The following is a 12,939-nucleotide window of genomic DNA, read 5'->3' as shown; positions in this document are numbered from 1 at the left end:
CGCCTAGGCTGCAAACACTCTGGGGGTGCCTTGCCCGGATGTGAACAGCGTTACCCATGCCCATTTGCCGTATTTACAGCAAAACAGGCAAAATACCGCGCAGCACAAGGATAGGCTGCGCGCCGATATAGGCGAGCCCAAGGAGCAAATTTTATCAGGATTTTTCCAACATCATTTTGCAAACGCAAAATAAGGTGGTGCGGTCGGAGAGACTCGAACTCTCACGGGTGTTACCCCACAGCGACCTCAACGCTGCGCGTCTACCATTCCGCCACGACCGCACGCCATGGTTGGTGGGCGGGGTTTAGCCAAAGACCAGAGGCTTGTGAAGAGGCAATCGGCAAAATTCTTCAGTCTTTTTCCGAACCGCTTATTTGACCGTTTGGCACCCCCTACCCCCGCGCCGTTGGCGATAAGTTTCCCAGCACCTTCGGCCATCTCCCAGAAAACGCATCCCCATTCACAAATCCTTTAGGACGCCGCAATCTCGCACCTCAACCGTTGAAACACCGCGCCCGGCAGGCCATTTGATAGGGCAAGCAAAAAGGATTTCATCATGCCCGCAGACGCCGCCGCCCCCGATCACGCCAACGCCCAAGCCAATCCAGCCGATGCTCCCACCGTGCAGATCGATATCGTGTCGGATGTCATGTGCCCATGGTGTATCGTTGGCTACAAGCAGCTAGAACAAGCGCTTGGTGCCGTGGGTGTCGGCGCTTACATCCGTTGGCATCCTTTCGAGCTGAACCCGCAGATGCCCGCCGAGGGTCAGAACATGGCCGAACATCTGGCCGAGAAATATGGGTCCACCCCCGCGCAATCCGTCGAGAATCGCAAGCGCCTCTCGGATATGGGCCGTGATTTGGGCTTCACTTTCAACTTTTCTGATGAAACCCGGATGCAAAACACATTTGCCGCGCATCAATTGCTGACATGGGCGCAGTCCAAGGGCTTGCAGCACCCGCTCAAAATGGCCCTTTTTGATGCGCACTTCACCCAAGGCCGCAATGTAAATGATACCGACGTGCTGGTGGATGTCGCCGCGCTCGTCGGCTTGGACCGCAACGAGGCCTTGGAGGTCCTGAATAGCGGCAGCTTGGCCCAACAAACCCGCGAAGCGCAGGAATTCTGGACCTCGCGCGGCATTTCCGGTGTCCCCTCCATGGTATTTGACAGCAAATACCTCGTCACCGGTGCGCAGGGCGCCGATAATTACGCGCAGATGCTGCGCAAGGTTCTCCAAGAGCGCGACGCGGCGGCCTAAGCGCCGCCTCTGGCGGTGCGGCACAGGTCTTGCTAAGGCATCCCCATGGTTGAATGGATTATCACCGACGGCTTGACTGATTACCGCACCGCCGAGGCGTGGATGGAGGCGCGCGCGAGCGCCATCGCGGCAGGCGAGGCCGAAGAATGTATCTGGCTGGTGGAGCATCCGCCGCTCTACACCGCTGGCACCTCAGCGCGGGCCGCAGACCTGACAGAGCCTGATCGCTTCCCCGTCTACCCCACCCGGCGCGGCGGGCAGTATACCTATCACGGGCCGGGGCAGCGCGTGGCCTATGTGATGCTGAACGTAGCCGCGCGAGGGCGAGATGTGCGCTGCTTTGTGCGCCAGCTTGAGAATTGGGTGATCGCCACCCTCGATCAATTCAACCTACGCGGAGAGATTCGCCCCGGTCGCGTCGGTGTTTGGGTGCAACGGCCTGAAAAGCCCGCACAGGTGGATGGCAGCCCCGCCGAAGACAAGATCGCAGCAATTGGTATTAGGCTGCGCAAATGGGTTAGCTTCCATGGCATCAGTATCAACGTCGAGCCGGACCTCAGCCATTTTGGTGGGATCGTTCCCTGTGGTATTGCCGATCACGGGGTGACCTCACTGGTCGATCTTGGCCTGCCTGTTACAATGGATGATGTAGATCTCGCACTGCGTGCCACGTTCGATGATGTCTTTGCCCACGACCCGGCAGGCAGCTGCGATACCGCCCCCTGACCACGCGAACCTGCGCCTCAAACGGCCCCACAGCCCATTTTGGCCGCGCCAACAACAGCACAAAAAATACCCTCCCTGCGACCATCGCGCCCATTGCCCCCGCGAAGCGAGCGCTCTAAAACGGGCGCGACTACGCATGCGCCGCCTATGGCGCCATGTGTCCAATTCATTTGCAGGAGGCACCGCATGGCAGACGCAGCCATTCACGGCCAAGATCACCACGACGACCGGGGGTTCTTTACCCGGTGGTTCATGTCCACCAACCACAAAGACATCGGTATTTTGTACCTGATTGTCTCGGCCTTCGTGGGTCTTATCTCGGTGGCATTCACCGTTTACATGCGCCTCGAGCTCATGGATCCCGGCGTTCAATACATGTGTATGGAAGGCGCGCGTTTCATCGCGGATAGCGCTGCGGCCTGTACGCCAAACGGCCACCTGTGGAACGTGTTGATCACCGGCCACGGCATCCTGATGATGTTCTTTGTTGTGATTCCTGCCCTGTTTGGGGGTTTCGGCAACTACTTCATGCCGCTGCAAATCGGCGCGCCGGACATGGCGTTCCCACGGATGAACAACCTCAGCTTTTGGCTCTATATCGCTGGTACGACACTGGCGGTCTGCTCGCTGCTGACACCGGGCGGCAACGGCCAACTGGGCTCTGGCGTGGGCTGGGTTCTCTACCCGCCGCTCTCGGTGCGCGAAGCAGGCATGTCGATGGACTTCGCGATCTTCGCGGTCCACGTTTCCGGTGCCTCTTCGATCCTCGGTGCGATCAACATGATCACCACTTTCCTGAACATGCGTGCCCCCGGCATGACCCTGTTCAAAGTGCCGCTGTTCGCATGGTCGATCTTCGTCACAAGCTGGCTGATCCTTCTGTCCCTGCCGGTTCTGGCGGGCGCGATCACCATGCTGCTGATGGACCGGAACTTCGGCTTCGCCTTCTTCGACCCCGCAGGCGGTGGTGACCCGATCCTTTACCAGCACATCCTGTGGTTCTTCGGTCACCCCGAAGTTTACATCATCATCCTACCGGGCTTTGGCATTATCTCCCACGTGATCGCGACCTTCTCGCGCAAACCGGTCTTCGGCTACCTGCCGATGGTCTGGGCGATCATCGCGATCGGCGCTCTGGGCTTCGTCGTTTGGGCGCACCACATGTACACCGTGGGCATGACCCTGAACCAGCAGGCCTACTTCATGCTGGCCACCATGGTCATCGCGGTGCCGACAGGGGTGAAGGTGTTTAGCTGGATCGCCACCATGTGGGGCGGCTCGATCGAGTTCAAAACACCGATGCTTTGGGCCTTCGGCTTCCTGTTCCTCTTCACCGTCGGTGGCGTCACCGGCATCGTGCTGAGCCAAGCTGCCGTGGACCGCGCCTATCACGACACCTACTACGTCGTGGCACACTTCCACTACGTGATGTCGCTCGGTGCCGTCTTTGCCATCTTCGCGGGTATCTACTTCTACCTGCCCAAAATGACAGGCCGCATGTACCCCGAATGGGCAGGCAAACTGCACTTCTGGGCGATGTTCATCGGCGCCAACCTGACCTTCTTCCCCCAGCACTTCTTGGGCCGTCAGGGCATGCCACGCCGCTACATCGACTATCCTGAGGCCTTCGCCTACTGGAACCAGTGGTCTTCGATCGGTGCCTTCCTCAGCTTCGCCTCCTTCCTGTTCTTCTTCGGGATCATGGCCTACACGCTGACACGCGGCGCCCGCTCCACCGCGAACAACCCGTGGAACGAGTTCGCCGACACGCTGGAATGGACCCTGCCCAGCCCGCCGCCCGAACACACGTTCGAGCAGCTTCCAAAACAGGAAGACTGGGACAAACAGCACAGCCACTAAGCGCTGCGCCACAATTTCAAAGGCCCCGCCACACGCGGGGCCTTTTCTTTTGCACCGCTGCACTGTCACACTCAGCGAAAGCCCCAGACAAAGGTCACCCCATGCCTCTCACCCTCACTCCGATTTACGCCGCCCTTTGTGCGCTGGTTTTTCTCGGCCTCAGCTGGCATGTGATTGCCTACCGGCGGGTCAATCGCATCTCTCTCGGCGATACCGGAGACAAGGCGCTGCTCAAACGCATGCGCGCACAGGCGAATGCGGCAGAATACATGCCCATCGCGCTGATCTTGCTGGCGCTGACCGAAGCCAATGGCGCCCCCGCACTGGCTGTCCACGCCCTTGGCCTCGCGCTGCTGACGGGCCGCATCCTGCATCCTCTGGGCTTTGCCGCCACCCCGCAAAAATTCATCCTGCGTCAGGTCGGTATGGTTCTGACCCTCGCCATGATCTCCGTCTCGGCCCTCGGTTTACTGGGTCACGCCCTCTTCTAATTCATCCTTTTTCAGATACCCGCGGGGGTCCGGGGGCAGCGCCCCCGCCCTGCGCAACTTTTTCCGCCAAAAACCACATTTCCCTCTTGAAGCCCCCTGCCCCAATGGGTATTTCGCCCTCACCAGACGGTAAGCGGGCGTAGCTCAGGGGTAGAGCATAACCTTGCCAAGGTTAGGGTCGGGCGTTCGAATCGCCTCGCCCGCTCCATCTGGTCTTCACAGGGTCGCATCTTCGGATGCGGCCCTTTGTGTTTCTCAGGCCCGTGACGAATGCCCAAAAAATCGCATGCACCCGGCCAAGCCGCCGCATTTTACCTCTTGCAGCCCCCCGCACGAATGGGTATTCCCCCCTCACCAACCGGATGCGGGCGTAGCTCAGGGGTAGAGCATAACCTTGCCAAGGTTAGGGTCGGGCGTTCGAATCGCCTCGCCCGCTCCAGGTTGATCCTACCACCCCGTAGGAAACGCAAAGCCGCCCCTCGGGGCGGCTTTTGTGTATCTTGCCACCACATAAAAAAACGCCCCATGACGAACACGGGGCGTAAGGTACGGAACGAGGGACAGTAGGTGGCCAGCAGGCGTTCCGGGCCTGCGGTCACCTTTAAATTTAGGAAGCCTTGGCCGGTTTCAAAGGGGCCGGGTCCTGTCGCCCCGCCCCCTGCCCGGTTTTAAGCCAATTTCTGCCGATTCTCAGCCCCCCACCCGGCTGGCATATAGCGCAATCGCGGCGGCGTTAGAGACATTGAGCGACCCAAATCCGCCCGCCGCATCGATCCGCACCAGCGCATCCACGGTCTCGCGGGTCTTTTCACGCAGCCCCGGCCCCTCGGCCCCCAAGACAAGCGCCACAGGGCGGTCCCGGCGGCCTTCTACCGCGCCTTCGATGGTCTGCGTAGCCTCCCCATCCAGCCCCAACACCAGATACCCCATATCCTGCAGGGCGCGGATCGCATCGGCGAGGTTGCGCACCCGCACATAGGGTTGGCGCTCCAACGCGCCGCTGGCGGTCTTTGCCAGTGCGCCCGTCTCGGGCGCCGAATGATGTTTCGTGCCTATCACCGCCGACGCCCCCAAAACTTCAGCCGAGCGGAGAATCGCGCCGACGTTGTGCGGATCGGTCACTCGGTCGAGCAGCAATAAGCGCGGTGCGGTATCGCCTATGGCGACATCCTCTAGCCGCCCCCAGTTCAGCGGCTTCACTTCCAGCACCGCACCCTGGTGAACGGAATTCGGATCAAGCGGCGGACGGAACTTGCGCGGATCGACGACCTGCGGCGTGATTCCCGCTTCCGCAATGGCATCTTCCAACTTCGCTTGGGCATTCGGCGTGACCATCAACTGCAGTTTTTCGCGGTTGGGGTTCATCAACGCATCGCGCACCGCATGCAGGCCAAAAAGCCAAACTGTCTGCGCCGCTTCCGCCTTTTTGTCCTGCTCTTTTTGCACGACCCATTTGGGTTTCTTCATCTCTTTATCCTTTCGCGCGATTTACCCAAGATTTCTCGGGAATTCGCCTTGACGGTCCTTTGGGTCGCTTGTAATCACGCCCCCACGTCAGGTGCAATGCACAGGGCAAAGTGGGCGACAGGCCGCAAGGTGTGGCAGGGGACTGTAACTCCCTCGCGGAGACGCACGCCTGGTTCGATTCCAGGGTCGCCCACCACTTTACCCCCATCGTCGATAGCGTTGCCTCGCATTTCTGCTCCCTCACGGGATCAGCACGTCCCCCCGCGCAAAACCTGCAGCATCCATACCTAAATCGTCATAGATCAGTTGCACGCGAACCGATTGAACCGCCCCCGCTTCAAAGGTCAGATACGGTTGCGGATCATCATGAAGAATCGCGTTGGGGGTTGAGAGCGCCTCGTGGCAGGGCGGCATGGGCCAATCTCGAAACGGTGTGTCATTCACGGCGATGGCAATCGCCGCCAACCCGCAACGCCAACTCCAAAGATGGGTAACGTAGACGTAATCTTTCCCGTTATACTCGCACGGCAATCCAATTGCCCCTTGTAGCGTTCAGGATCGGCCTGACCTCTGTTGCAGTTGTAAAGCGCCCCGTGGGCGTTTGATCTTCGGCCACCAATCCCGCGGGCACGACATCCATATACGACCCCTGCGCCGGAGCGGCGGGTGAGGATGGGGCTGCAGGTCGCGCCGGGGCTGCAGGGCTTGCTGGTGCTTCCGCCCTTAGAGGCACGCCGGGCCGACCTACCCCGTCCAATGGCGCGGCAGGCACCCCAATGCTGATCGCGACCACCGCGAAGAAGAAATCTAACATGCCACCCCCCAAAACACCGCGTAAATTGCCACCTTTTGCCGATAGAGGCTTGCCCCTATACTGTTCAAAACCATGAGGCTGCGCCCAAGTATGACACGCAATTCGCGTATCCCGCAAATTTTCAACGTCGTCATCGTGGCTCAGCAGGGGCGTCTGGCCTATGAGGCGCTGCTTTTCGCGGCCTCCCTGAGGCACTCCTGCCCCGACTTCAAAGGGCGTTTGTTGATAGCGGAGCCGCAGCCCGGCCCGCTTTGGGACGGCGACCCGCGCTTCGCCAATGACACTCTGCGCGATGCACTTATAGACCTCGGGGCAGAGTTCATCCCTTTCCAGAGCCAGCATTTCGGCAGCGCCTACCCCTATGGCAACAAAATCGAGATGCTCAGCGCCCTTCCTGCGGGCGAACCCTTTGTTTTCTTTGACACGGACACTTTGATCACCGGTGATCTTAACGACGTGCCTTTCGACTTTGACCGCCCCTCCGCCTCTTTGCGGCGCGAGGGGACATGGCCAGAGCCGCAGTTGTACGGGCCGGGCTATACCGGACTGTGGAAATCACTTTACGACAAGTTCGACCTCGACTTTGCAAGCAGCCTCGACCTGAGCCAGCCGGACGAATATTGGCGCCGTTATCTCTATTTTAACGCGGGCTTCTTCTACTACCGCTGCCCCCGCGAATTTGGGGAGCTTTTCTTGCGCTACGCGCTTGCGGTGCGTGACGACCCTCCGGTTGAGCTTTGCGCGCAGAGCTTTGACCCATGGCTCGACCAGATCGTGCTGCCGCTGGTGATCCACGCCCTCGGCGGCGGGCGTGACGCCCTGCCCTCTGGCCTGCTGGATGGGACGGTGTCCTGCCACTACCGTTTTCTGCCGCTACTCTACGCCCGTGAAAGCGACCGTGCCATTAAGGTGCTAGAGGCCGTAACCGCCCCCAACCGGATGAAAAAGCTGCTGAAAGAACGCGATGCGATCAAGCGGATGGTCTATCAAGGGCGCGGGGCCAAGGTGCGCGTGCTTTTTGATCAAGACAACCTGCCCCGGCGCGAGCAGGCGATCCGCAACCGGATCAAATCCAACGGCTTTTGGATGCGCTGAGGGCTGCGTCCCCCGTTGTCTGGATGGTTCTTTGCGCCTAGGCTGCGCGAAATCCATTTTTCTGAGAGGACAGACCAATGGCCGACAGCCCCAAACATCAATTTGATACGTTGCAGATTCACGCAGGCGCCACGCCCGACCCGGCCACCGGTGCGCGGCAGACGCCGATCTACCAGACCACGGCCTATGTCTTTCGCGATGCGGACCACGCGGCGGCGCTCTTTAACCTCCAAGAGGTGGGTTACATCTATTCGCGCCTGACCAACCCCACCAATGCCGTTCTGCAAGAGCGGATTGCCACGCTCGAAGGCGGTGTCGGCGCGGTTTGCTGCTCATCGGGCCATGCCGCGCAGATCATGGCGCTGTTCCCGCTGATGGGGCCGGGCAAGAATATCGTCGCCTCCACCCGTCTTTATGGCGGCACGGTCACGCAGTTCAGCCATACGATCAAGCGCTTTGGCTGGTCCTGCAAGTTTGTCGACTTCGACGATCCGCAGGCCGTGGCCGATGCCATCGACGATGACACCCGCGCGGTCTTTGGCGAAGCCATCGCCAACCCCGGCGGCTATATCATGGATGTGCGCGCCATCGCGGATGTGGCCGATGCGGCGGGCATTCCGCTGATCATCGACAATACCAGCGCCACGCCCTACCTCTGCCGCCCTATTGAACACGGCGCGACGCTGGTGGTGCATTCCACCACCAAATACCTCACCGGCAACGGCACCGTGATGGGCGGTTGCGTGGTGGATTCGGGCAAATTCGACTGGTCCGCGAATGACAAATTCCCTTCGCTCAGCCAGCCTGAGGAAGCCTATCACGGGATGAAGTTCCACGAGACTTTCGGCGCGATGGCCTTCACCTTCCACGGCATCGCCATCGGGCTGCGTGATCTGGGTATGACGATGAACCCACAGGCGGCGCATTACACGCTTATGGGGATCGAGACCCTGTCACTGCGGATGGACCGGCATGTGCAAAACGCGGTAAAGGTCGCCGAATGGCTCGAACAGGACGACCGCGTTGATTACGTCACCTACGCCGGGTTGAAATCCTCGCCCTATCACGAGCGGATGCAAAAGGTCTGCCCCAAAGGCGCGGGCGGACTTTTCACCTTTGCAGTGAAAGGCGGTTATGATGCCTGCGTGAAGCTGGTGAACAGCCTTGATATCTTTAGCCATGTGGCGAACCTGGGCGACACGCGCTCGCTGATCATCCACTCAGCCTCCACCACCCACCGCCAGCTCACAGAAGAGCAGCAGGAAGCGGCAGGCGCCGGGCCGGGCGTGGTGCGTATCTCAATCGGGACCGAAGATGCCGACGATCTGATCGCCGATCTGGATCAAGCGCTGACAAAAGCAACCAGCTAAATCTTCTCCCCCCGCCGATCACCTCGGCGGGGGAACTTTCATCCAAGGCGGCCTACTGCCCCGGTGCAATCGCGAAGGTCATTGAGACCTCGGCCTGCACCTCGACCTCACCTTCGGCAATGGCACTATCCATCGCCATGCCCAGGCGGGCTGCCTCGAACATTTTGGGCTGGGAGTGTGAATTTTCGGTCATGCGGATCAGCGTACCAAGCTTCACCCCCGCAGCCTCCGCCAATTGCCGGGCGCGTTCAGAGGCATCCGCAACAGCGGCTTTGCGCGCTTCGGCCAGCGCATCCTTGGGATCTTGAAGACCGAAGTCCAAGCCGTTGAAATCGTTCGCGCCCTCGTCGATCACCGCATCCATCATTGCGCCAAGACGGTCCAGATCGCGCACCTTGACCGTGACCGAGTTCCCCGCTTGATAGCCAGTGATACGGGGCGGTTGGCCGTCTTCAACGGGGCGGCGGTCATGCACCGGGCGCAAATAGAACCGACTGGTCTGACGGTCCCTCGCGGCCACACCCTGCGCATCAAGATGGGTGAGAATCGCAGCGACGGCTTCGGTCACCTTGTCCATCGCAGCCTTGGCGGTGGTGGCCTCTTCGGTAACGCCCAATGTGATCGTGGCCATATCGGGTGCGGCGGCGATACTGCCTTGTCCGGTAACGATAATGCCCTCTTCTGGCCCCTGCTGGGCCGAGACCATACCCGCCCCCGCCATCCACGCAAGCGCCACCCAGTTCATCAGTCGCATGTTCATCCCTTTCCGTGCTTTTATGCGCCGCCATTTGCCCACCCCATACCGCCACTGACAAGCACCCAAGCAGCGCACACCCTTCCCTTGGGCGAACTCCTGCTCTATCCTTTGCATTGACTGCGGTGCGCCTGTAAGTGCGCCCGACCCCATGCTAAAGTCATCTACGATGAAGCCGAATTTTACCCTTTCCCTGTCGTTCGACGGCATTCGTTTGCTCCACCGCACGGCGGGCGGCTGGCGGCTTGTTGGTGAAGTGGCGCTCGACAGTACGGATTTGCCCTCTGAACTCGCCGTTTTGCGCAAAACCGCCACGGCGCTTGATTCCGGTGGGCTGCGCAGTCTGCTGCTGATCCCCGACGCGCAGATCAAATATCTGACCATCGACACGCCCGGCGCGGACAGCGCCGCGCGCCGGGCCGCAGCAGCGGCTGCGCTCGAAGGGGCCACGCCCTATGCTGTGGCCGATCTGGTCTTTGATGTCAGCGCCGATGGCACGCAAACCCATGTGGCCGCCGTGGCGCGCGAAACCTTGGAGGAGGCCGAAGCCTTCGCGGTGGAGCATCGTTTCCATCCCGTCAGCTTTGCCGCCGCCCCTGCCGCCCACCCCTTTGACGGTGCGCCGCATTTCGGTGCGACCAAAGCTGCATCAGAGCTTTTGGAGCCCGGCGAATCCGTAGAACCTGAAGCCGCCGCTATCGTGATCACCGGCGTGATGAGCGCGCCAGAGGGACCGATTGCCGACACGAATGCAACGATCGCCGTCGCAGACGTGCCCGCAGCACAGCAGCCGGAGCCGGAGCTTGCCCCCACGCCCGAAGACACCCCTCCGCCGGTTGAAGAAGACCTGCCTGAATTGGCCGCGCCCGAACAAGCGCCAGACCCCTCGCATCCAGCCGAGCTAGAGGCGACCCCAGATGACGTGCCCCCGCCCCTTGTTGAAGACCTGCCCGATCTGGATGCGCCGGTAGAAACAGCTGAGGCGTCGGCCGGTTCGAAAGAGCCTGAATTGGCTCCAACGCCAGCGGAAACACCACCACCGCTGGAAGAGGATTTGCCAGAGCTTGACGCCCCTAAGACGGGGGCCGCGGCTGATACGCCCGAAGAGCCCGAGGAAACGTCTCCGCCCGCGATCGGAAGCGTTGCGGCATCCGCAGCGCCCCTCGCTGCGGCTGCTAAGGGCGAAAGTGAAACCCCCGCACCGCCGACCGCTCGGCCGGAGCCTTCGCGCAAGGTGGATTTCTCGGCCCCGCCGTCGCGCAGCGCCCCGGCTGCGGGTTTTGCAAGCCGTCGCGGCGGAACGGACAATGCACCGAACCTTGGCGGCGCGAGCCGGGCCACACCGCTGCCCCCGCCTGCTGCCAAACCAGACACCAAACCGAATGCGGGGCCGAACACGGCCTCTAATTCAACTCCTGCGCCCAGCACAGCCTCACTGCCAGTCGGTGCGCCATCCCCCGCTGCCGCCCCACTGGCGCCGCAGATGCCGGTTGAGCCTGCCACCGTCGAGGCCGCCACAGAGGCCGCACCGCCCGAACCTGACAGCAGTTCGCTGACCCCCAATGCCCAGTCTTCGGTCGGCGGGTTCCTAAGCCGTCGCAAGCCCAAACCATCGAAAGACAGACGGTCAGCAGCCACCGCCCCCAACGCGGCCTCGCCCTCCTCTGAAGCCGAGCGGATGACCGTCTTTGGCGCGCGCCGACGTAACGAGGTGGGTGGCAAACCGCGTTTCCTTGGGCTGATCCTGACAGCGGCGCTTTTGGTATTTCTTGCTGGCGTGGCGGCGTGGGCGTCGATTTTCCTTGATGAAGGCAACGCGCTTTCGCGGCTTTTCGGTGATCGCAGCCCGCGCAGTACCGCCGAAGCTTTGGCCCCGGCTGATACACCGACAAGCGAAGACGCGATCACAGCGCTTCCTCCTGAGCCTACAGAACCCGATGCAATCGAAACCGCCGCATTGGACGCAGGCCTGACCGATGAAGACGGGGCCGTGCTCGACGCGCTGCGCGACCCCCAACCGCGCCGCATCACCGAGATGACAGAGGCCGAGATTGACGCCAAATATGCCACAACCGGCATTTGGGCGCGTGCCCCAGATGTGCCCCCGGCCCCTGCCGCAGCCATCGACATTGATGATCTTTACCTCACCAGCATTGACCCGATCAGCACCACGACCGACGCTGTGGCCCTGCCACCCGCCAGCGGTTTTGGCACGGACACGGCACCCGGCACGGTAAGCTCTCCTGCCGCTGCCGGAACAGTTTTTGCGCTGGATGCCCAAGGTCTGGTTAAGCCCACGGCCCAAGGCGCGATGAGCCCCGATGGGCATCTTGTCTACCTCGGGCGCCCCGCCGTAGAGCCCCCCGCGACATTAACCCGGCCAGAGGTTGCGCCGACCACACCAGAGGTCGACAACACCTTGGCAGAGACGCGCCCCCGCACGCGCCCCGACGATCTGGAAGAAACCAACGAACGCGCGCAGCTTGATGGGCTGACGCGCACTGAACTTGCAGGTCTGCGGCCGCAGTTGCGGCCCAAATCGGTTCAGGAAGAGGCCGAAGAAGCGCTTGCCGCCGCCGCGCCCGAAGTGGCGATTGACCCGATCGACACCAGCGATGCGGTTGCCGCCGCCCTTGCCCCGCCGCCAGCGATCCAGAATGCCACGAAACAGGCCACCACCCAGTCGCGCCGTCCTGATACGCGGCCCCGCAACTTTGACCGTATCGTGAAACGCGCTGCACGCAGTCCCGAACCTGCGCAGGTTGCCAGCGTGGCCCCCAAAGCGGTGCAGCCCCGCTTCCCGTCGAAAACGTCGGTCGCGAAACAGGCCACGGTGAAAAACGCGATCAACCTGCGGGATGTCAATCTGATCGGGGTCTATGGCAAACCGTCGAACCGCCGGGCGCTGATCCGGCTTAGCAACGGACGCTACCAAAAAGTCGAAGTGGGCGACCGCATTGATGGGGGCCGCGTTTCGGCAATCGGCGACAGTGAATTGCGCTATGTCCGCCGGGGCCGCAATGTCGTGCTGAGGATGCCGAACTAAGGTTACGTCTCAACGGCGCGCAACCAGCAAAAAGGGGCGCCAAAGCGCCCCT

10 protein-coding genes and 4 tRNA genes are annotated in these 12,939 nt (G+C 61.4%); 10 read left to right on the top strand and 4 right to left on the bottom strand.

What is annotated here, in order from left to right; genetic code table 11:
• Positions 1-195: 195 nt before the first annotated feature.
• Positions 196-281: transfer RNA gene (locus BM229_RS00630), tRNA-Leu, on the bottom strand.
• Positions 282-556: 275 nt separating this feature from the next.
• Between BM229_RS00630 and BM229_RS00625 the strand changes: the two genes are divergently transcribed.
• The 6 genes from BM229_RS00625 to BM229_RS00600 all read left to right on the top strand — a co-directional run bounded on the left by BM229_RS00625 (position 557) and on the right by BM229_RS00600 (position 4,780).
• Positions 557-1,264: a DsbA family oxidoreductase gene (locus tag BM229_RS00625; RefSeq protein WP_093925784.1), complete on the top strand. Its 708-nt coding sequence runs from the start codon at positions 557-559 to the stop codon at positions 1,262-1,264.
• Positions 1,265-1,309: 45 nt separating this feature from the next.
• Positions 1,310-1,990 (top strand): lipoyl(octanoyl) transferase LipB, encoded by a 681-nt coding sequence (gene lipB, locus BM229_RS00620; RefSeq protein WP_093925783.1) that lies wholly within the window; start codon positions 1,310-1,312, stop codon positions 1,988-1,990.
• A 186-nt stretch (positions 1,991-2,176) separates the two neighbouring features.
• The gene (gene ctaD / locus BM229_RS00615; protein WP_093925782.1) at positions 2,177-3,850 is read left to right on the top strand and encodes a cytochrome c oxidase subunit I; all 1,674 of its coding nucleotides are present in this window, start codon (positions 2,177-2,179) and stop codon (positions 3,848-3,850) included.
• Between the two features lie 101 nt (positions 3,851-3,951).
• Positions 3,952-4,341: an MAPEG family protein gene (locus BM229_RS00610; protein WP_093925781.1), complete on the top strand. Its 390-nt coding sequence runs from the start codon at positions 3,952-3,954 to the stop codon at positions 4,339-4,341.
• A gap of 133 nt (positions 4,342-4,474) precedes the next feature.
• Positions 4,475-4,549: transfer RNA gene (locus BM229_RS00605), tRNA-Gly, on the top strand.
• Positions 4,550-4,705: 156 nt separating this feature from the next.
• Positions 4,706-4,780, top strand: a tRNA-Gly gene (locus tag BM229_RS00600).
• Positions 4,781-5,031: 251 nt separating this feature from the next.
• Here the strand turns inward: BM229_RS00600 and rlmB are convergent.
• A complete protein-coding gene (rlmB, locus tag BM229_RS00595) occupies positions 5,032-5,808 on the bottom strand; it encodes a 23S rRNA (guanosine(2251)-2'-O)-methyltransferase RlmB (RefSeq protein WP_093925780.1) in 777 nt (258 codons plus the stop codon).
• 112 nt (positions 5,809-5,920) lie between these two features.
• Here rlmB and BM229_RS18155 point away from each other — a divergent pair.
• Positions 5,921-6,004 (top strand) — tRNA-Tyr (locus tag BM229_RS18155).
• A gap of 44 nt (positions 6,005-6,048) precedes the next feature.
• On the opposite strand, the gene BM229_RS18020 is transcribed toward BM229_RS18155, so the two are convergent.
• The gene (locus BM229_RS18020; RefSeq protein ID WP_139226253.1) at positions 6,049-6,252 is read right to left on the bottom strand and encodes a hypothetical protein; all 204 of its coding nucleotides are present in this window, start codon (positions 6,250-6,252) and stop codon (positions 6,049-6,051) included.
• 460 nt (positions 6,253-6,712) lie between these two features.
• Here BM229_RS18020 and BM229_RS00590 point away from each other — a divergent pair, with 460 nt between their 5' ends.
• Both BM229_RS00590 and BM229_RS00585 read left to right on the top strand, forming a co-directional pair.
• The gene (locus BM229_RS00590; RefSeq protein ID WP_093925779.1) at positions 6,713-7,717 is read left to right on the top strand and encodes a hypothetical protein; all 1,005 of its coding nucleotides are present in this window, start codon (positions 6,713-6,715) and stop codon (positions 7,715-7,717) included.
• A 77-nt stretch (positions 7,718-7,794) separates the two neighbouring features.
• Entirely contained in the window at positions 7,795-9,087 is a 1,293-nt protein-coding gene (locus tag BM229_RS00585) for an O-acetylhomoserine aminocarboxypropyltransferase/cysteine synthase family protein (RefSeq protein ID WP_093925778.1), read from the top strand.
• A 52-nt stretch (positions 9,088-9,139) separates the two neighbouring features.
• Here BM229_RS00585 and BM229_RS00580 read toward each other — a convergent pair whose 3' ends face one another.
• Positions 9,140-9,841, bottom strand: a complete 702-nt coding sequence (locus BM229_RS00580) for an SIMPL domain-containing protein (RefSeq protein WP_093925777.1) — start codon at positions 9,839-9,841, stop codon at positions 9,140-9,142.
• 151 nt (positions 9,842-9,992) lie between these two features.
• Between BM229_RS00580 and BM229_RS00575 the strand changes: the two genes are divergently transcribed.
• The gene (locus BM229_RS00575; protein ID WP_139226252.1) at positions 9,993-12,887 is read left to right on the top strand and encodes a hypothetical protein; all 2,895 of its coding nucleotides are present in this window, start codon (positions 9,993-9,995) and stop codon (positions 12,885-12,887) included.
• Positions 12,888-12,939 lie beyond the last annotated feature (52 nt).

The organism is Sulfitobacter dubius (assembly GCF_900113435.1).
In the GTDB taxonomy this organism is placed as follows: Bacteria; Pseudomonadota; Alphaproteobacteria; order Rhodobacterales; family Rhodobacteraceae; genus Sulfitobacter; species Sulfitobacter dubius.
Note: the sequence above shows the minus strand (reverse complement) of the source record. Positions and strands in the feature narration are given on the sequence as shown.

Bases quoted from the DNA above. Each gene is read 5' to 3' on its own strand.
- BM229_RS00625 (WP_093925784.1), top strand. From the start codon at position 557: ATGCCCGCAGACGCCGCCGCCCCCGATCACGCCAACGCCCAAGCCAAT.
- lipB (WP_093925783.1), top strand. From the start codon at position 1,310: ATGGTTGAATGGATTATCACCGACGGCTTGACTGATTACCGCACCGCC.
- ctaD (WP_093925782.1), top strand. From the start codon at position 2,177: ATGGCAGACGCAGCCATTCACGGCCAAGATCACCACGACGACCGGGGG.
- BM229_RS00610 (WP_093925781.1), top strand. From the start codon at position 3,952: ATGCCTCTCACCCTCACTCCGATTTACGCCGCCCTTTGTGCGCTGGTT.
- rlmB (WP_093925780.1), bottom strand. From the start codon at position 5,808: ATGAAGAAACCCAAATGGGTCGTGCAAAAAGAGCAGGACAAAAAGGCG.
- BM229_RS00590 (WP_093925779.1), top strand. From the start codon at position 6,713: ATGACACGCAATTCGCGTATCCCGCAAATTTTCAACGTCGTCATCGTG.
- BM229_RS00585 (WP_093925778.1), top strand. From the start codon at position 7,795: ATGGCCGACAGCCCCAAACATCAATTTGATACGTTGCAGATTCACGCA.
- BM229_RS00580 (WP_093925777.1), bottom strand. From the start codon at position 9,841: ATGCGACTGATGAACTGGGTGGCGCTTGCGTGGATGGCGGGGGCGGGT.
- BM229_RS00575 (WP_139226252.1), top strand. From the start codon at position 9,993: ATGCTAAAGTCATCTACGATGAAGCCGAATTTTACCCTTTCCCTGTCG.